General features: G+C 43.3%; 18 protein-coding genes. 9 read left to right on the top strand and 9 right to left on the bottom strand.

The annotated features are described in order from the left end of the window. Positions 1 to 536: 536 nt before the first annotated feature. From AC3A14_RS19540 to AC3A14_RS19530, 3 genes are all read right to left on the bottom strand, one after another. Positions 537 to 1961: an NADP-dependent isocitrate dehydrogenase gene (locus AC3A14_RS19540; RefSeq protein WP_318699544.1), complete on the bottom strand. Its 1425-nt coding sequence runs from the start codon at positions 1959 to 1961 to the stop codon at positions 537 to 539. A gap of 101 nt (positions 1962 to 2062) precedes the next feature. Beyond that, entirely contained in the window at positions 2063 to 2881 is an 819-nt protein-coding gene (locus tag AC3A14_RS19535) for a hypothetical protein (RefSeq protein WP_318732362.1), read from the bottom strand. A 105-nt stretch (positions 2882 to 2986) separates the two neighbouring features. Further along, positions 2987 to 3979 (bottom strand): PRC-barrel domain-containing protein, encoded by a 993-nt coding sequence (locus AC3A14_RS19530; RefSeq protein WP_318732363.1) that lies wholly within the window; start codon positions 3977 to 3979, stop codon positions 2987 to 2989. Positions 3980 to 4211: 232 nt separating this feature from the next. Between AC3A14_RS19530 and AC3A14_RS19525 the strand changes: the two genes are divergently transcribed. Next, a complete protein-coding gene (locus AC3A14_RS19525; protein ID WP_318732364.1) occupies positions 4212 to 4757 on the top strand; it encodes a class I SAM-dependent methyltransferase in 546 nt (181 codons plus the stop codon). A gap of 151 nt (positions 4758 to 4908) precedes the next feature. Continuing rightward, complete coding sequence (locus tag AC3A14_RS19520; protein ID WP_318699548.1) at positions 4909 to 6261, top strand: ATP-binding protein; 1353 nt, start codon at positions 4909 to 4911, stop codon at positions 6259 to 6261. Here AC3A14_RS19520 and AC3A14_RS19515 read toward each other — a convergent pair. From AC3A14_RS19515 to AC3A14_RS19490, 6 genes are all read right to left on the bottom strand, one after another. Then, the gene (locus AC3A14_RS19515) at positions 6258 to 7625 is read right to left on the bottom strand and encodes a (Fe-S)-binding protein (RefSeq protein ID WP_318699549.1); all 1368 of its coding nucleotides are present in this window, start codon (positions 7623 to 7625) and stop codon (positions 6258 to 6260) included. The two genes, AC3A14_RS19520 and AC3A14_RS19515, sit on opposite strands and share 4 nt — an antisense overlap. Before the next feature lie 150 nt (positions 7626 to 7775). Continuing rightward, positions 7776 to 9047: an FAD-binding oxidoreductase gene (locus AC3A14_RS19510; protein WP_318732365.1), complete on the bottom strand. Its 1272-nt coding sequence runs from the start codon at positions 9045 to 9047 to the stop codon at positions 7776 to 7778. Positions 9048 to 9118: 71 nt separating this feature from the next. Next, the gene (locus AC3A14_RS19505) at positions 9119 to 9865 is read right to left on the bottom strand and encodes a Uma2 family endonuclease (RefSeq protein ID WP_318699551.1); all 747 of its coding nucleotides are present in this window, start codon (positions 9863 to 9865) and stop codon (positions 9119 to 9121) included. 40 nt (positions 9866 to 9905) lie between these two features. Further along, complete coding sequence (locus AC3A14_RS19500) at positions 9906 to 10235, bottom strand: XisI protein (protein ID WP_318699552.1); 330 nt, start codon at positions 10233 to 10235, stop codon at positions 9906 to 9908. Next, entirely contained in the window at positions 10223 to 10636 is a 414-nt protein-coding gene (locus tag AC3A14_RS19495) for an element excision factor XisH family protein (RefSeq protein ID WP_318699553.1), read from the bottom strand. Before AC3A14_RS19495 ends, AC3A14_RS19500 begins: the two co-directional genes overlap by 13 nt. A 79-nt stretch (positions 10637 to 10715) precedes the next feature. Next, positions 10716 to 12086 carry an ATP-binding protein gene (locus AC3A14_RS19490; RefSeq protein ID WP_318732366.1) on the bottom strand — a complete coding sequence of 457 codons (1371 nt, stop codon included), beginning with the start codon at positions 12084 to 12086 and terminating at the stop codon, positions 10716 to 10718. Positions 12087 to 12474: 388 nt separating this feature from the next. Between AC3A14_RS19490 and AC3A14_RS19485 the strand changes: the two genes are divergently transcribed. The 7 genes from AC3A14_RS19485 to AC3A14_RS19455 all read left to right on the top strand — a co-directional run. Next, the gene (locus tag AC3A14_RS19485) at positions 12475 to 13869 is read left to right on the top strand and encodes a radical SAM protein (RefSeq protein ID WP_318732368.1); all 1395 of its coding nucleotides are present in this window, start codon (positions 12475 to 12477) and stop codon (positions 13867 to 13869) included. Positions 13870 to 14229: 360 nt separating this feature from the next. After that, positions 14230 to 15693 (top strand): slr1306 family protein, encoded by a 1464-nt coding sequence (locus AC3A14_RS19480; protein WP_318699557.1) that lies wholly within the window; start codon positions 14230 to 14232, stop codon positions 15691 to 15693. Positions 15694 to 15733: 40 nt separating this feature from the next. After that, a complete protein-coding gene (locus tag AC3A14_RS19475; RefSeq protein ID WP_318723231.1) occupies positions 15734 to 15961 on the top strand; it encodes a hypothetical protein in 228 nt (75 codons plus the stop codon). Positions 15962 to 16004: 43 nt separating this feature from the next. Further along, positions 16005 to 16136, top strand: a complete 132-nt coding sequence (locus AC3A14_RS19470) for a hypothetical protein (protein ID WP_318699559.1) — start codon at positions 16005 to 16007, stop codon at positions 16134 to 16136. Between the two features lie 85 nt (positions 16137 to 16221). Beyond that, on the top strand, positions 16222 to 17070 hold the full coding sequence (locus AC3A14_RS19465) for an alpha/beta fold hydrolase (protein ID WP_318699560.1): 849 nt from the start codon (positions 16222 to 16224) through the stop codon (positions 17068 to 17070). Between the two features lie 12 nt (positions 17071 to 17082). Next, the gene (locus AC3A14_RS19460; RefSeq protein ID WP_318699561.1) at positions 17083 to 17478 is read left to right on the top strand and encodes a pre-16S rRNA-processing nuclease YqgF; all 396 of its coding nucleotides are present in this window, start codon (positions 17083 to 17085) and stop codon (positions 17476 to 17478) included. Between the two features lie 197 nt (positions 17479 to 17675). Next, the coding region (locus tag AC3A14_RS19455) for an NAD(P)/FAD-dependent oxidoreductase (RefSeq protein WP_487779114.1) at positions 17676 to 18278 on the top strand (603 nt) is incomplete at its 3' end.

The following is an 18278-nucleotide window of genomic DNA, read 5'->3' as shown; positions in this document are numbered from 1 at the left end:
GACAACTCACATCTACGATCAACAATGTACCTCATAGCAGCGCGAAGCGCTGTATCCCTCTTCTGTCACTCTTGGAAATTCTAACGAATTTCCGTCATTACAGCCTGCGATCGCCAACGAAAGAATGAGGGTTTGAGGCCTCTTTTTGGGAAAGTGACAGAAGAGGGGTATGTTCCTTGTACCATCGCTTGTTACCTGAATTTCTAAACCCCCCGCTACATCACCCTGCATTGCTAAGGCTTGAAAGGGTGTCCGATCGTGAAACTCAGCAATAGTGGACTGTCTCAGCTAAAATAGGGCATGAGGTGTGGAAAGGGTATGAGTAAGTCCTGTCCCTCTCCCCCCTCTTTTTCTAATGCATCAAATTAGCGGAGAAAGTCCAGTAGGTTGCCCTGCGCTGTTGTAGCAGAGAAAGAGTCGGTTAGGACTCCGATTCAATACTGAAACCTAGTTACCATAACCTATTCCCTAGCGCGCAGCGCTATACTAACGCATCCACAGAAAAGAAAAGTGGGCTGTATTACCAAAGCAAGACCTTAGCCAAAGTATTGAATAATCGCGTTAGCAAACTCCGAACATTTCAGGGGTGGGTCAACACGAGGCTCCATTAAACGAGCTAAATCATAGGTCACTTCCCGATTAGAAATTGATTTTTCTATGCCCATTTTAATTAAGTCTGCGGCTTCTTGCCAGCCCATGTATTCTAACATCATGACTCCAGAAAGAATCAACGATCCAGGATTGACCCGATCCAAACCGGCGTGTTTGGGGGCAGTGCCATGGGTGGCTTCAAAAACAGCACAAGTATCGCCAATGTTTGCTCCTGGCCCCATACCTAAACCTCCGACAATGGCGGCAGCAGCATCCGAGAGATAATCCCCATTTAAATTCATGGTGGCGAGGATCGAATATTCTCCAGGACGGGTTTGTAGTTGTTGGAAAATACTATCGGCAATCCGGTCATTGACCATGATTTTCTCTTTCCATTTGCCATTGCCGTGACTTTCCCAAATCGCATCCAGAACGGCTTTTACTTCAGCGCAAGCTTCTTCTTTTTTCTCGGCAGTTAAGGCATCATAACCGGGTTCGAGTTTGTGAGCATTGTCTTCTAAACTAATGTCTGGATTTTCTTCTTTATTGCTCAAAATCCAGGATTCGCGCTCAGTTACACACTCCTGGCGAAACTCAGTGGTGGCTAATTCATAACCCCAGTCGCGGAAGGCTCCCTCGGTATATTTCATAATATTGCCTTTATGAACCAAGGTGACCGTTTGTTTCTCTTTGGGTAAGCGAAGGGCGTTTTGAATAGCCCGCTTCACCAGTCGTTGAGTTCCGGTTTTACTGATGGGTTTAATGCCAATACCAGAGTCGAGACGGATTTGTTTTTTCCCATGCTCAGGAGTAGAAGGAATGAGGTCGGTATTGAGGTATTCAATCAGTTTCTTGACGATTTCTGTGCCTTCGCGCCATTCAATACCGAGGTAAATATCTTCGGTATTTTCCCGATAGATAATTACGTCCATTTTCTCTGGCGTTTTGTGGGGGGAGGGGGTTCCAGCATAGTAACGACAGGGACGCACGCAAGCATAGAGATCAAAAATTTGCCGCAGAGCAACATTGAGGGAGCGAATACCGCCACCAATGGGGGTGGTTAAGGGGCCTTTGATGGCGACTCCATATTCCTCGATCGCCTTTAGGGTATCTTCAGGTAAATACTGGTACGTTCCATATTGTTCGCAAGCTTCATCACCAGCGTACACCTTGAACCAGGAAATTTTCCGTTTTCCACCATAGGCTGCTTGAACGGCAGCATCAAAGACCTTCTGAGAGGCGGGCCAAAGGTCTACCCCCGTACCGTCTCCACGAATGAAGGGAATGATAGGATGGTCGGGAACAATGGGTTTACCTTCAGCAAAGGTAATTTTTTCGCCGGTTTCAGGAGGGCTGATTTTTTCGTACATAGGGTAATCCTTGCTGAAATTAAGGGTTTATGCTTACCGATGTTCAGTTAAGCACGTACCAGGCTACCAGATCCTGATTGTTGATTTTTAATTTTTAATTTTTAATTTTTAATTGATTTTGTACGGATGGGAATCGCTACGGGTTGGTCGATCGCCTTGCTCTGATAACTGGATGAGGGATATTGTTCAACGTGGCGAAAAATGGCGATCGGGGCACTGGTGCGACAAGTGAAAAATTCTACGGCAATTTTGCCATCATCCAGCTTACGGATTTTGGGGGATAAGTCTTTGATTTGGCCTTTCCATTGCCATTTGACTTGCTTGGGAGGGGAGTCAATCAAGCGGTGGTGGCTCCAATCTCGGTTCGCTTCTGCACAGACAAATTCTTGAATTTCTCGGCGCAGGAGGGCAGCAACCATAAAAGAAGGAGCGCTGCGATCGCCTTCAATGGCAGCCATAAAATTATCTAATGCCCCTTGGGGCCGGGGGGGATGCTCTGGATCGCAGCCATCGGCTAGGGCTTCTTCGAGGGTAGCCGTCGCACAATAGTCTTCTGGTACAGCCCAAGTTATTCCCGTGCCACTGTTGGGTTCATTGGGGTCACGATAAATATAGCTAACCCAGCGTAGACCCAGTTTTAAGCGTAGCCCAGGTAATTTGCGTAAAGCAGTGGCAGGATTAACGGCACTAATTAACCAAGGCCCAGAAGGTGATGTGGCGATCGCCTCCTCATCCTCTTCTGCTGGCCCCAAATCAAATAATCCCCCTAGCTCATCGAGAGATTCCGGTTCTGGGAGATCGTCAGATTCATTAAAAGATAGCGATCGCCCGCAGTTTTCAGACTCTGGAAGCACCAGCAGACTCGTGAGATAGGTACGGATTTTTTGGATAGATGCCAGGGGAATTTTTTGGATACTCATCAGAAAAAGGAGGGTCTAACAAGAGGCCAAAGCCCCTTGCCTTGAGAGCCTTCAAAAAGGGATTTAAGGCTAGAGGATTCTTTCGTTCACAACTCACACAAACCGTTATCCTTCATACTCTGGTTTTTTCCGAGTTTCTGGAATATTAACTTTTGGCAAATCTAAGGGTTCATCCTGGTCTTTATCAGCCCAAGCATCCTCTTCTATCTCCCGATAGGAGGGTTCATAAGGAGTCTCTGGAATCTCTTCGTTCTCTACTTCCGGAGGATCGACTCGATAGCTTGGTTCTCGATAGCTACGATCTTCGTCCCCATCACCTCCCCAGTTATCTTCCTCATAGCTTTGCTCATACCGAGGTTCGGGTTGCTGGAACTGCCGCATGGGAGCCGGTTGCGGTTTTTGCCATTCATCCGCATTCCAGGTTTCTTCCATGACTGGCTCCATCTCTCGGATGGGTTCTTCTGTGCGTATGGGAGTACCTGTACCTAACCGCTTTTCGCTGTCAATGATTGGCATAGCATAGGGTTCAGCTCCTTCTCTTTCCCAAGGTGCTTGGGAAATCCCCAGTTTCTCTAGTACCCCCACACTTAACTGCACCATCTGCTCTTCTGCACCTTCAAACACAATCAGGCGGTTTGGTCCGCTGCTCACAATTTGATCGATAGTGAGTTCATAGGTACTAACCACCTGTTCAGGAATCAGGGGTAAGCCAATCGAGGCAATAATTAAGGAAGTGACTCGATAATCTTCTGTATCAAAGCGATACCCTCTGACTTTGCCGAGCATTTCCCCAGCTTCGGTAATCACCTCACTACCAATGAGGCTGCTGTAAACTTCTACGTTGACATCTTCAATTACGTCGTCATCATCAACAAGAATCACATCACCGACTTGGCGAATATTGCTCAAGTACATATAGCGGGGAATTCCAGCGAGAACACCTGAGAGCAGATTATCTCGCAAACTTAAGGCAACCACTTCCCGCCGGTCTATATCGACCCACAGTTGGCTGACGACTCCCAAGCGTTTGCCATTATTCCGGGTGATGACTTGGGTTCCAAGAAAGTCAGAGCGTTGGCTGATTTTTTCCGATATCATTATTAGGGGACGAGTCCTCTTCTCTGGCGAAATATTTATTCTTTATTGTAATTGAGCTGACATCTTCCTTACCGGTCGGATTTCCGTCAGCCTGGATTAGATCTGAACTAAGAACAGCCCATACTCTAATTTTACTCTCTCTGGGGAGTGGGGGCAAGGGTGAGGATGGGGGATGGAGGGACACGGGGAGATGGGGTAGAACTGTAGTTGTTAATTGTTAATTGTTCATTGCATGGATTTATCAATTCGTCAGGCTTATGAAACCTGGGGAGTAGAAGACTTTTACCAACAGCAGGGAGCAACCTATCGTAATCCCCATGAGGAGAGGATTGGGCAAGTTTTGGCTCAGGGGCTAGTCGATGTACCGAGAGGGAGTTTACCCGTTTTGGATTTGGCTTGTGGGAGTGGCGAGGTGACGTTGGCCTTGCGTCAGTTGGGATGGCAGGATATACACGGCATCGATCCGTATACTCAGGAGGCTTATCTAGGGCGCACGGGACAGATGGCTGAGGGTTATCGATTTGAAGACATTGAGCAGGGAGTGTTGTGGGGGCGTGAATATGGGTTGATTGTGTGTAGTTTTGCGCTGCATTTGGTGGAGCGATCGCGCTTACCAGCCTTAGTGTATCAGTTAAGCTGGATTGGCGATCGCCTGATGGTTATCACCCCCCATAAACGCCCGGAAATTGCCCCGAAATGGGGCTGGATATTAGTTCATGAGTTTTGCTTAGAACGGGTGCGATCGCGCCTCTATCTTTCTGGGAATAGGCCCCTATAAATCAGTAGGTTAAATAAATTTAAAATAGGTTAAATAAAGTTTAAGGCGATCGTAAAAATTGACTTACCTAAACCATCATTATAGTCTATTATAGTTTTTATTCCTATAATAGGGAAAGAATTTTTGAATAATAAAAAATATGGTGGTAAAAGTGTCAGAGATACCAACAGAAGTAGTGGCTCGATCCGGTCTGAGAGCCACTGAAGTAAACCTTGATTCAACCTTAAAAGACCTCTCGTTATGGGAATGTTCTGTGGACGTTAGTCAACCGGGGCGTGTAGTCGCACAAATCTTCAAAGCATATTCCCTTTTACCTGGAGTGATTTTAACAGATAAAGGGGAATTTGCTGGGATGATTTCCCGAAGAAGATTTCTAGAACAACTGAGTCGTCCCTATGGTTTAGAAGTTTTTATTCGGCGAGAAATTAGAGTTTTAAATCGATTAGCCAATCAAAAAGTCGGTCAACATCTTTTGCCCGATCACCTAGTTTTACCCGGTACAGAACCGATTGTGGAAGCCGCAGTTCGCTCTTTAGAACGTCCTCCAGAAAAACTCTATGAACCCTTAGTTATCAAGTGTTCTAGCCACTGCTATTGTTTGCTCGATGTTCATCAATTACTCCTAGCTCAATCTAGAATTCATGAACTAACTACGCAACTATTACGCGAAAACACCCAAGCTCATCTGATTCAAACGGAAAAATTAGCCAGTTTAGGGCAAATGGTAGCTGGATTAGCCCATGAAATCAGAAATCCAGTTAATACTCTATGGGGAAATGTGAAGTTCTTAAAAACTTATAGTCAGGATTTACTAGATTTAGTAGAAGCTTATGAGGAAGAATCTGGAGAAGATCCAGAACCCATTGAAGAGATAAAAGAAGATATTGATTTTGAGTATTTACAGAACGATTTACCCGAACTAATTGATAGTATGCAGGAGAGTGCAGAGCGCTTAAATGCTTTAGTCGGTGGAATGCGGAATTTTTCCCATATGGGTGAAAACCATCCCCAACTGGCAAATCTTCATGAATGTTTAGATAGTACCTTATTGATTTTACGGAATAAACTCAAATATGGAATTCACTTGGTGAAAAGCTATGGAGAGTTGCCCTTAGTTGAGTGTTATTCCGGGCAATTGAGCCAAGTCTTTATGAACTTGCTCACCAATGCGATTGATGCTTTAAATGAACGGGAAAAATCTGAGCAATGGAAACCAGAAATTGCGATTACCACCCAATGGTTAATAGAATCCGATGAGTCAGAATGGGTTAAAGTTGAGGTTGAAGATAATGGAACGGGTATACCTCCAGAGATTCAAGAACGCATTTTTGAAACATTTTTTACAACCAAGCCCGTAGGAAAAGGAACGGGGTTAGGATTAGCCATTTCCCACCAGATTGTAACTGAAAAACATCAAGGATATCTGAAACTGCGATCGCAAATTGGAAGCGGTACAACCTTTGAAATTTGGTTACCTGTCTCCCTTTCCTCCTCCTCAGATTAAGTCCTGTCGAGGGAAGATAGGATAATGCCTCGCATGGAATAGTCGAGTAGTTCAATGGGATGGAAAATCGAAACCGTCTTACCCTGTTGCTGTAAATGTTTTTTGATCTGTAAACTACAGCCTGGATTCGCAGAAGCAATTAAATTAGCTCCCGTATTGAGCAAATTATTTACTTTTTGATCGCCTAAATTTTCTGCTACCTCTGGCTGCAACATATTATAAACTCCTGCACTTCCACAACATAAGGCAGCATCTACAGGTTCTTTTAATTGAATGCCAGGAATTTGTTTGAGTAATTGGCGCGGTTGCACACTAATTTTTTGTCCATGTAATAGATGACAAGCATCCTGATAAACAATCTTCAACTCTTCTTCAGCTAGGGGAGATAAGGGTGCAGTTAAGCCCACCATGGCTAAAAATTCTTGAATATCTTTGACTTTACTGACGAAATGCTTTGCCTTATCTCTATAATTGGGATCGTCAGCTAAAATATGACCATATTCTTTTAGGGTATGTCCGCATCCGGCGGCATTGATAATCACATAATCCAGATCGTAATTGGCAAAAGAATCAATCATTTGGCGTGCTAAATCTTGGGCGGATTGGGTTTGTCCCTGATGTTCCGGGAGTGCCCCACAACAGCCTTGGGTTTTGGGAATCACAACTTCACACCCATTCCCAGTTAGAACGCGAATCGTTGCCGCATTTACTGGATTAAAAAACAGCCGTTGCACGCAGCCAAGAATGACTCCCACCCGATAGCGTTTTTTCCCTTGGGCAGGAATGACATCGGTAAAGGAATGGTGTAGGGAAGAGAGAGAAATTTGGGGTAAAATGGATTCCATTGCCGCCAATCTAGGCGATATTTTTTTGAGCACATTGGTGCGTCGAATGAGGGATTGTAAGCCAGATTTTTGGTAGAGATAGAGGGGATAAAGAAAGGGAACTAAGCGATTGGGATAGGGAAAAAGATTGAAGATTAAAGAGCGAATAATGCGATCGGGAATATTGCGATCGATATTGCGTTCGACTTGGTGGCGGGTAGCTGAAATGAGTTTATCATATTGCACTCCTGAAGGACAAGTGCTAACACAGGCTAAACATCCTAAACAGGTGTCAAAATGTTGGGAGGTAGCAGGGGCTAAGGGAGCTTCACCTTGGTTAATCGCATCCATCAAATAAATGCGTCCTCTGGGAGAGTCCATTTCTTGTCCTAAAACGCGATAACTGGGGCAAGTGGAGAGACAAAATCCGCAATGAACGCAGGTATTAATTAGATCGGGATTGGGTGGATTTTGAGGATCAAATCCAGAGGACAAATGGGGGTTTTGAGATAAGAAATTACTATTTTTGGCGGGAGTCATGAAAAGAGGGAATAGGGAATAGGGAATAGGGAATAGGGCACTACCTACCCTACGAATTGACTGGATCTGGTTTTAATTATGCAAAAAAGGGTTAGCCTGGTGCAAGGTAAAAAACATGAGTTATGCTAATCGATACTATAGAAATGTAGTTTATTGAATGAAGCGATCGCCACTGAGTAAGTTATCTGGATCGAATTGATGCTTGATATTTTGCATGATTTTAAGTGCATTTCCTGTATACCCCCATACATCTAGGGATTTTTTCAGGGATGGAGGTGCTTCTAAGATACTGAGAAAACCGCCATGGGAAGTAAGATAGGATCGCAACTCCAACAGTTGTGTCGATCGAATTTGATTGCATCGTAGTATACCTAAGCCAGTGCGAGTGTGAAGCACACATTGACTTTGCACTTGGGCAAGTTGTTCAATTTTTAGCAATAGGTTAACGACTTCGGTGGGACGAATACCGAGTTTACAGATAACCTTTTGGGGGTGGGTTTCCCAAAGTTGATGTTGCCAGGTTGCCCATAGTTGGCTTTCGTTCTGCTGCTCGTATATTTGGGCGCTCAATCCTAATGCTTGGCTAAGATCTGATACCCGTTTGGCTTGTTCTTGCACACTTAAGGGTGTACTTTGGAAGCGAGCAATGAGCAGAATTTGGTCATTTTGGGGTCTTAAATCGAGGGCAGTGGGGGTTAAACTGGAATTCAGTAGGGTTTGGGTGGCTTGGGCAATCGCCTCTGGATTTCCTGAAAGTACTACTGTAGCTGAACTTTCGGGAATAGGATACAGGCGAAACGTGGCTTGAGAAAGTATCCCCAAACTGCCATAACTGCCGATGAACAGTTTCATCAAGTCATAACCGGCAACATTTTTGACAACTCTGCCCCCTGCTTTGGCAATCTCGCCATCACTGCGGATAAAGGAAAGTCCAATTAGGCGATCGCGCACGCCACCATACCGATGTCGCCAACTTCCGGTATCCGCTGTCGCAATGATACCGCCAATGGTGGCTTGGTTGGGGTAGGCTGGATCGAAGGCTAAAAACTGGTTGTGGGGCGCTAGAAATTCATTCACCTGTGCCAAAGTAATCCCAGCTTCTACGGTAATTGTGAGGTCTCCAGCTGCATGTTCAATCACCTGATTGATGCGTTGAGTACTGATGATAAGATCCACCGCTTTACCGATGCCACCCCAATGAATTTTACTGCCTGCTCCCCAGGGTACAACCTGCCATTGGTTAGCTTTGGCGAGTTTCATCACCTCGCTCAATTGTTCTTGAGTTTCGGGATATATCACGGAAGGAAGGGGCGATCCCAGTTGCCAAGCCTGTTGGAAACGCTGTTGTAGGGAAGGTTCGAGCTGTTCAAAGGGCAGCAGTTGGGAGGGTTCGAGGAGGGAGGTGGGGGCGATCGCAGTCACAGGACGGATGGATATGGATAAGGTTAGAGTCTATTGTCTATGATACTGCGAGATCGGCGATCGATCGTCGATTATGGGTCTAGGCGATCGGGATCGATGCCTAATTCCCTCAGTTTTTGGGCGAGTTTTTCCGTTTTCTGTTGAGCCGATAATGCCTGTTGTTGAGCTGATAATGCTCGTTGTTCCGTTAATAATAGCTGTTGTTGAGCTGAGATAATTCGCTCTTCCGGTGTTAAATAGCGCTCTCCCTGCTCATCATACCAATAGAGCCATTCTCGGGTGATTCCTTGATACGTTCCCTCCGCTTTACCAATGCCTAAATTCAACTGGGATAACCACACCACCTGCCCAGATAATAATTCATATTCGCCGCCGTTGAGTTCATACACTTCTAACTTTTGTTTCCTTTTCCGCAAAGGATTATAGATCGCATAATATAAAATTCCCAGTTGGGCATATTCTTCTTTTTTCTGAGTATATTCTTTCCGCCGTTTATGAGAAACCACTTCTAACACGAGGGTGGGCAATTTTTGCTCTTCCCACAATACATAAGATAGACGTAAATCAGAGTCAATAATTCTGGGAACGCCTACACTCAAAAAGCCATCGGGGACAATAGCCGGTTGGTTCGGATCGTAATAGATTCCCATGTCTACCCCAAAAAACCAATCCATCCGCTCTGCCCAAATTAAAGCCAGCATCGCTTTGAGCAAACTGGGAATTAAATCTTGTAGCTCGTTATCCACAGGAGTATCGTCAGAATCGGGTAAATCTTCAGCAGAGGGTAAGCAAGCTCTGGGATTATAGTTGAGTAACATAGGCTCCTCAAGAGTTTCACTTTCATTTTAGGGTAACAGCTTAAGCAACACCATACTTGGTGTAAGGGCGTTTGTATGGGGGATGTAAACCGAGAATAATATCTGAAGGAGGAATGCCTTTATCGACTAACTCTTGCCCTAAGTCGGCTTCTGTCATATTGTTCTGAATCCAAATTTTCTCGTCTTTAATATCGATGTGAATATAGCAGGCATAAATCCGATTGAAGCCTTGCCAACCGAGATCCACCAGTTGATAATGATCCTGTTCGCGATCGCAAATCGCTTGGGATTCAATATCCGGCTCTTCGGGACTGACATGACTTTTGATTACTTCTTCGACAATTTGGCGATACTTTTCTAGTTTTTCCATTCTATTACCTCTTCTAAATCAGGGTCATATGTGATAATGCTTAGACGATGTTGAAGTATAGCAACTTGGACAAAACGCTCTTGAAAAAAATCGTTAAAAATATCTACGGGTACAGCTAGATAAAGATTCCGTAAGGGGTCTGTCATTTGCAAACCTAGGCGATAATTCAAGAACTGTCCTAAAGCTGCGTGAAAGTCATAAATCGCAGAAGGATTCATGAATCCTTTTACTTCTACAGCAATCTTTCGCCCGTCTTTTTCTGCGGCAAATACTTTTTCGGCTGCTAGATCAATTTCTAGTCTAACCCGATCTATACGAATGATGAGAGGATCGCTTGTAATTGTCCAGCCTTCCTTAATTAAGGCTGTTTTTACAGATTCATGGAATCGGTCTTTAGCCATTTTGCTTAAGTCATTTGCTAAAATATTTTAGCTAATTTCTTCATCTTCTCACTGACTCTTGACTTTGTCAAGAATCAAGTTATATCATCAAGAATAATTTGAGATATTCTTGAAAAATAGAATTGAGGATAAATGAATGTCGATCGCCCTGAAGTGAATTTAATAGATAACGCCTAGTCAACGATTGTAAGCTATTGACAACTTCTAGAGAAGACAATGTTAACATATTTCTTAAATCATCTCTATACATAGGTACTTTTGCTCGACTCATTTCTAAAATGATATCTTTTTCTACCTGAGATAGCCTCATCCACAAGGTATTCCACACTGATTTCATCTCTTCTGTAAATATCAAACTATCCTCAGCCATAAATTCATTCACCTCACCTGAGAAAACCTCTTTAATCAAACTAGAGATAGATTGCAAATAGAAAGGATTTCCCTGATATAGCTTGCTTAAGTCTAACAAATTTTCTTCAGAGGATAATCCCTGATATTGCACAAACTCTCCACCTTCAGCATCGAATCCTCCTAGTTCTAAAGACTGAATTGGGTATAACTCTGCATCCAAAGAAATCATTTCTGGCGATTTTTCTTGACTGATCAGGATTAAACAGCTTTGATGTGAAACTTCTGCCATCATTTTGAAAAATGTTCTATAGTCTGTATATTCTGGTTGATACTGTCCCGCAAATTGTCCAGGGATAAACAGATTTTGGACATCATCAAAAATCAGCAAACATCGCCGCGTCGATAACAGTTCAAAGACTTGGGTGATTTGTTCATCAAGCTCAAGACTCTTTTCAGTTTCTGGCTTGAAAGTTGTCAAAATATCATGCAGCAGATGACTTAGAGATTTGGGGAATTTCAAACTTTTCCAGATTACAGCCTCCCAGGAATCCAAATGTAAGTCAATAAATCGCCTAACCAGCGTTGTTTTGCCAATACCACTTAATCCCAACACTGCCATGAGACGAGTGGGTTGATTGAAAATACACTCAGAAAGTTTTTCTAGTTCCTCGCTGCGTCCTTCAAAGTAAGTAATCTCAGGTGCGAGTTCTAAATCTATAGAAGCGCGTTTCGAGTCAGAATCAACTGGATGATTTTGAGGATTTTGTAGAGAGCCAGATTGATGAGTTGAACAGAAATTAATATTATGATGTGTAACTACACAAATATTTTGTGATGAACTGATATGCAATCTTTCAATTGTCGCCAGAAAATTCGATTTATTCACATCTTCTTCTAACCGTTCTGACAAAATTCGCCATAGCTTATACCCTACATCTCTCACCCGACTCTCACTGCGATGACATTCTTGGGCAATTTCTTCATAACTTTCCCCTTGCCAAACCCCTTTCACTACAGCTTTCTGAATGTCATCTAAGTGTTTTCCCGTTTCGTCAAAGACAAGGCGATCGACAAATTGTAACACTTCTGTAACAACCATAGAGTGAAGATAGAGTAAGGGTTTCCACCATTATAACTCAGTCTAATACAGCATCCCACGATATTTCACGATTGTCATTGAAATATTTATTGATAAAACTCAGGCTTGAATAGGATATTTGAGTATTTAGTTATTTTTAAATTAAGGGGTATTATTTTTAATAATCTCTATGAAATAGGGTATGCACCATGACTGAAAAAAAACAGGTCAAAATCCGGGTTAAACCTGAACAAATCAAAACGACTAAGCCGGATTCTTTATTTAAGAGCCGTGCCACTTGCCAACGTCGTAGCTAGATAGCTATATTTTTTGCCTATCATGGCTTCTGGATTCAAACAAGTTATGGTGGGCAAATATTTTTTTTTAATCTAGATTAAGGATAAATAATATGGAAACTAAAGCTTACCAGCAGTCTCGCTACTTTCATTCTGTCGATGGTGGGAATGGAATTTTTTTGATTTATCATGCTCTCTTTAATCAGCCACGAGAAGTAGAAGAATCTGTTGTTGATTTTATCCATCTTTTTCAAGAACCTAAAACACTTGATGAAATGGCTGATTATTGTGAAGGTGATATAGAAGAAGTCGTTAAGACCTTAACCGACTTGCATTTATTAGAATATGAGGGCAACGACGAGCTTGAGCTACTAGAAGCGTTGCATGAAGATTTTTTAACTGAATTAAAACAAGGAAATAGACTTCAACGACTTGAATTAGCTATTAGTAATGCTTGCAATTTTGGTTGTAAACATTGTATGCACTTTTTGAATAATGATTTTGAAACTAGAAATTCTCCAGAATTAAACATGAGTGCTGAAACGGCGAAAGAAAGCATTGACAAATTTATTGAAAAAGTGCGATCGAGTGAAAACTCGTTGGTCAGAATTCATTTTGGCAATGGTGAACCTCTGCTCAACTGGAAAACTTTGCTGTTTGTTTTGGAATATTGTGAATCCATACCAGATATGCAATTTTTTTATGCAATTAATACTAATTTAAGCTTATTAAACCGCCAAAAAGCAGAAACACTCAAAAAATATAAAGTTAAGATCTCTACCTCTCTTGATGGACTCCGTGAAGCCAACGATTTAATCAGGGTTGATTCCAAGGGACAGGGGACTTTTGATAAGATTTTAAGCAAAATTCGTTTACTGGAATCCATTGAATATCCGATTGATGGGTTTTCCGTAACGGTGACAGATACAAATTTTGCCTTGATTGATGAACAGGTCATAGACTTGGGAACGTCTTTGGGTGTAAAAGATGTTTCAATGGATTTTGATCTGGTTCGTTCAACAGCAATTCCGATTGAAGATTGTGTCAACAAGATTATAGACTTACGGCGTTATGCTCATCAACAAGGATTGAATTTTTATGGCACTTGGGAAACTCCGTACAGAATCTTAATGTCCCACTCTTGGCTGTCTAAACCTCATGCATTTTGCCCATCAATGGAAGGTAAAACAATTGAATTTAATGTAGATGGAACTCTAAAAACTTGTGGGCATACCAATACAGTTGTAGGAAATTCACTAGAGTTTGAGAAATGTTTTGAACAAGGCAGTTTGTATATGCAACTTATTCAACGTCGTTTACCCGGCAATAATCAATTCTGCAAGGGTTGTGAAATTGAAGGTTGCTGTGCGGGTCAATGTCATGTCACATTAGAATCTGCAAAAAAAGATTCTGATTTGGTTCAGCGTACTTGTGAACTAATGAAAAGGACAACTAAAGGACTTATTGTTGAGTATTTACAAGGAAGAGAAGAATTGAATTATGGTTGAGCTTTGTTGAAATGTTAGGTTTTTTTATTCGGTCAGAAATAATGAATTTATGTCAGAACTATCAAGACATAAATCTAGGTTTAGTTTGTCCCATAAAGGACAGACTCTTGAAGAGCAAATCGATAAAAATTAAGCGGCTCTTGCACTCTTAAAACAGTGGATAGAAGAAGAAATCACCCCAGAAGAAGCGCGTGAACGAGAACAATATTGGCAAACGGTAAAGGAAATTATCGATCGCGAGCGTCCATCAGGCTTTAAGTTATATGATCGGGAACGATCGTCACTAAGGTACCCGATCGCCCCCCCAATGCCCCCAATCGAGTTAAGCTAGAGATCTGGTTGGGTTTAGTGGAGAAATCGATGGCAACACTCATACGTCGTCCTCTGTTAGTTGGTGGCTTAGGATTAGGGGCACTCCTCTGGTTGTGGGCAAATATCCAAAGTTCTGTGAGTGAATGGGGAGAATGGGTTACTCTAGGGGCGATCGCCTGGGGTGGGATTTGGTGGTGGCGACAAAACTCTGTCTCTGTCCCCGTGGAAACACTTCCTTCACCGGTAAACCAGGAAACTCTAGAGCGGACGTTTACTCAAGTTGAAGGGGCGATACTCCTTTGGAGTCGCTTCGCGAACGCCGAGTTAGCAACAGAAGAGGTTGATATTTCCAGTTGGCAAAATCGCCTCAATGAACTCAGAGCCGAAATCAACCGCAAAACTCTCAAAATCGCCATTACCGGCGGTAAAAATGTGGGTAAAAGTAGTTTGTTTAATCTCCTATCCCAGGATTGGCAAATTATTGAAACACCTGCTCTATTTACGCCCAATCCGAGTGACGCAATTCAAAGCCAGATTGAAGAACAATTCCGCAACAGTGATGTGATTCTGTTGGCGATCGCCGGAGACTTAACTGAGTCTGAATATCAAACCCTACAAGAGCTCAAGAATAACTATCATCACGTTATTTTAGTCTTGAATAAACAAGACCAATACTTACCCCAAGAGCTGCCCAGTCTTCTCCAACAAATCAATAGTAGAATGACCGGTAAACTAGAGAAAGAGGATTTAGTCGTAACTGCCGCTATTCCTCAACCGATCAAAGTCCGCAAACACCAACCCGATGGCACTGTAGAGGAATGGATGGAACAGCCAGCGCCCCAAATTGAATCCCTGAAAAGCCGTCTCGTGCAAGTGGCGGATGCTCCCCATATGCCCATTTTAGGGACTATCCAGCGCCAAGCAGAAGCTTTACAGAGCGAGATCCAAGCCGTCTGGAACCAAAAACGCCGCGATCGCGCTTTGCCGGCGATCGAGCAATATCAATGGATCGCCGCCACCACTGCCTTTGCGAACCCCATTCCCAGCCTCGATCTGTTGACCACGGGCGCAATTACCGGTCAACTGATATTAGACTTAGCCAAAATTTATCAACCGAACCAGTCCTTTACCCTCCAACACGGTCAAAAAATTGCCGGTATTGTCGGCGAACTGATCGTCAAACTGGGATTAGTCGAACTCTCCACCCAAACGATTACCAGCGTTCTCAAAACCAATGCCATTACCTATACAGCAGGCGGACTCGTACAAGGCATCAGTGCTGCCTATTTAACTCGCATTGCCGGATTAAGTTTAATTGAATATTTCCAAACCCAAGACTTTAATCCAGAACAGGGCTTAAATTTGGATAAATTGACCTCGATTATCAAAACTATCTTTGAACAAAATCAGCGCACAGCCTTTATTCAATCCTTTGTTACTTCAGCCGTCAATAAATTGAAACTCTCGGCGAATATCCAGAGCAAGGTGAGTGAATGGGGAGATGCGTGTTAAAATATCAGTAAATTTGGATTCAATCAGCAAAAATTAGTTTATGCCAGAACAATTAAAACTTCAATCCAGGTTCGTTTTGCCTCATAAAGGAGAGACTCTTGAAGAGCAGATAGATAAAAATCAAGCGGCTCTTGCACTATTAAAACAGTGGATAGAAGAAGAACCTTCCCCAGAAGAAGTGCGCGATCGAGAACAATATTGGCAAACGGTAAAGGAAATCATCGATCGAGAGAGTAAATCAGGCTTTAAGTTATATCATCAAGAATGATTGTCTTTTTAGATTCAGGCATTGTCGGATTATTGATTGTGATATGATTATATGCGCTCAATGGAAACTCATTCAAGAAGAATATCCTGGTCAGTATGTTGTGATTGCGACAACGAATCGCAAACATTTAGAGCGCTTTGCTGACGCTGAAATTTGGCAGGATATTCGTTTTTAAAATAGCCAATTATAGTAGTAAAAGAGGTAAAAACACGGTATGCTAACTCCATCCCAGTGAAACGAAACGGAGTCAAGCAACAAGAGTGTCTATTGAGGAGAAGCAAATTAACGTCGGTTCCCTAGAATGGTTTTATCGCGAAGCGCAACCGATGCAAGCAACCGACAAACCCCCAGTTCTATTGCTCCATGGGTTACTCTCCCAAAGCTATAGTTGGCGAGAAGTTCTGCCGTCTCTAGCCGAACAAGGATTTTGGGCGATCGCCCCAGACTGGATCGGTTCCGGACAATCAGCATTTCCAGAAAAACGGGACTTTGCCTATACTCCAGAAGCGTTTGTCAAAGCTTTGGGAGACCTCATCGATAGCCTAGAATTAGAGCAAGTTTCCCTCGTGCTGCAAGGCTACACCAGCGTTCCCGGACTCCTCTATGCTCTGCAAAATAGCGATCGCATCCATCGCCTCAGCTTAATTAATATCCCCCTGAGTCCCCAAGCTAAATTACCCTGGAAAATCCAGCAGTTTACCCTACCTCTAGCGGGAGAAATGATGACCCAAGATCCCCTCATTGTCGATCGCACCCTGGAAGGCGGATCGCCCTATCAAGTCGATGAAAAAGACCTCAATGTTTATCGTCGCCCCTTTTTAGAAACTTCGGCTGCTGGACGCGCTCTGCTGGCAACGTTGCGAAATCTGAACCTGAAATCGAGTTTAACCAATATTAGTCGCACTCTTCCCCAATGGTCGAAACCCCTGCAAGTGATCTGGGGAGAAAACGATCCCTGGTTGTTGTCATCCAGTGCAAAAGAGGCGATTTCTAGCGTATCCCAAGCCGAATTTATTGCCTTAGAAGAAGTTGGGCATTATGCTCAAGAAGACTGGCCAGAAAAAGTGTGCGAGGCTCTGATTCCGTTTCTACGACGACAAAGTGAGTAGAGTTGAACGTTGATGATTCTGGGATTCGATCCGGGTAAAGATAAGTGTGGCATTGCGGTAATGGCTGAAGATCGCCAGGTATTCGAGCATGAGGTGGTTGCTTCGGAGCAGGCGATCGCTACTTTAAAAGCTTGGTCTCAACAGTATGGGGTTTCCGTGTTGGTAATGGGAAATCAAACCACCTCGAAAGCTTGGGAAGCGAAACTGAAACCGGAGTTTGCCGAAACCCTGGAAATTATCAAGGTAGATGAGAGATATTCTACCTTAGAAGCTCGCGATCGCTACTGGCAAATGTATCCCCCCAAAGGCCTAACTCGTCTCGTTCCCCAAGGAATGCGCCAACCTCCCCGTCCCATCGATGATATTGTGGCAATTATCCTGATTGAACGCTATTTTGCTTCATTATAATTTTTTTAGTGGTTATGGCGACTCAGAAATTAGTTGAACCGGTTAATTCAGCTTTAAGTAAAGTCCCTTGATTTATGATGCCATAACTACCCAAGGAGCTAGAAGAGAAATTTCTTAGCGATTACTTTCTTGTGTGCTTCTAATTGCGATCGTCTATAACTAACCATGATAAAAAAGAGAAAAATAAGATAGGATATATGACGCAAATTCTGATGATTGGCTGTGGTGTAATTGGAGCAACGATCGCCTATGAACTCTCCTCAATCGCAGGAGTTCAAGTGACCGTCATCGATCGCACTTCTGGGGTTCAAGGCTGTACGAGCGCCGCATTGGGAGTGATGATGGGATGCATTAGCCAGAAAACGAAGGGTAGAGCCTGGCAAATGCGAGAAACCAGTATTCGCCGCTACGATACCTTAATTCCCGAACTCGAAACCCTTTGCCAGCAAACGATTCCCTATAACCGCCAAGGGATTTTGATGCTATGCAGAGATGAACAAAAGTGGCAGCAAAAACAGAAATTAGCCAAGACTCGCCAATCTCAAGGATGGGAGCTGCAACTTTGGAGTCGAGCAACTCTGCAAGAGCGTTGTCCCCATTTGGCAGTTGAGCAGTGTCTGGGAGCGGTATATTCTCCCCAAGATCGCCAGGTTCACCCCAAAATTTTAACCGAATGTTTGATTAAAGTTGCTCAAATGCGAGGAGTACGGTTTGAGTTTGGCGAGGATGTAGTTAATTTAGTAGCAGGTTATTCTGGTTATCGCGTGCAAACTCAATCCCAGGAATGGCAAGCCGATCGG

Source organism: Roseofilum sp. (assembly GCF_982964205.1).
The sequence above is the reverse complement of the archived record's forward strand: the minus strand, read 5'-3'. Positions and strand labels throughout refer to the sequence as shown.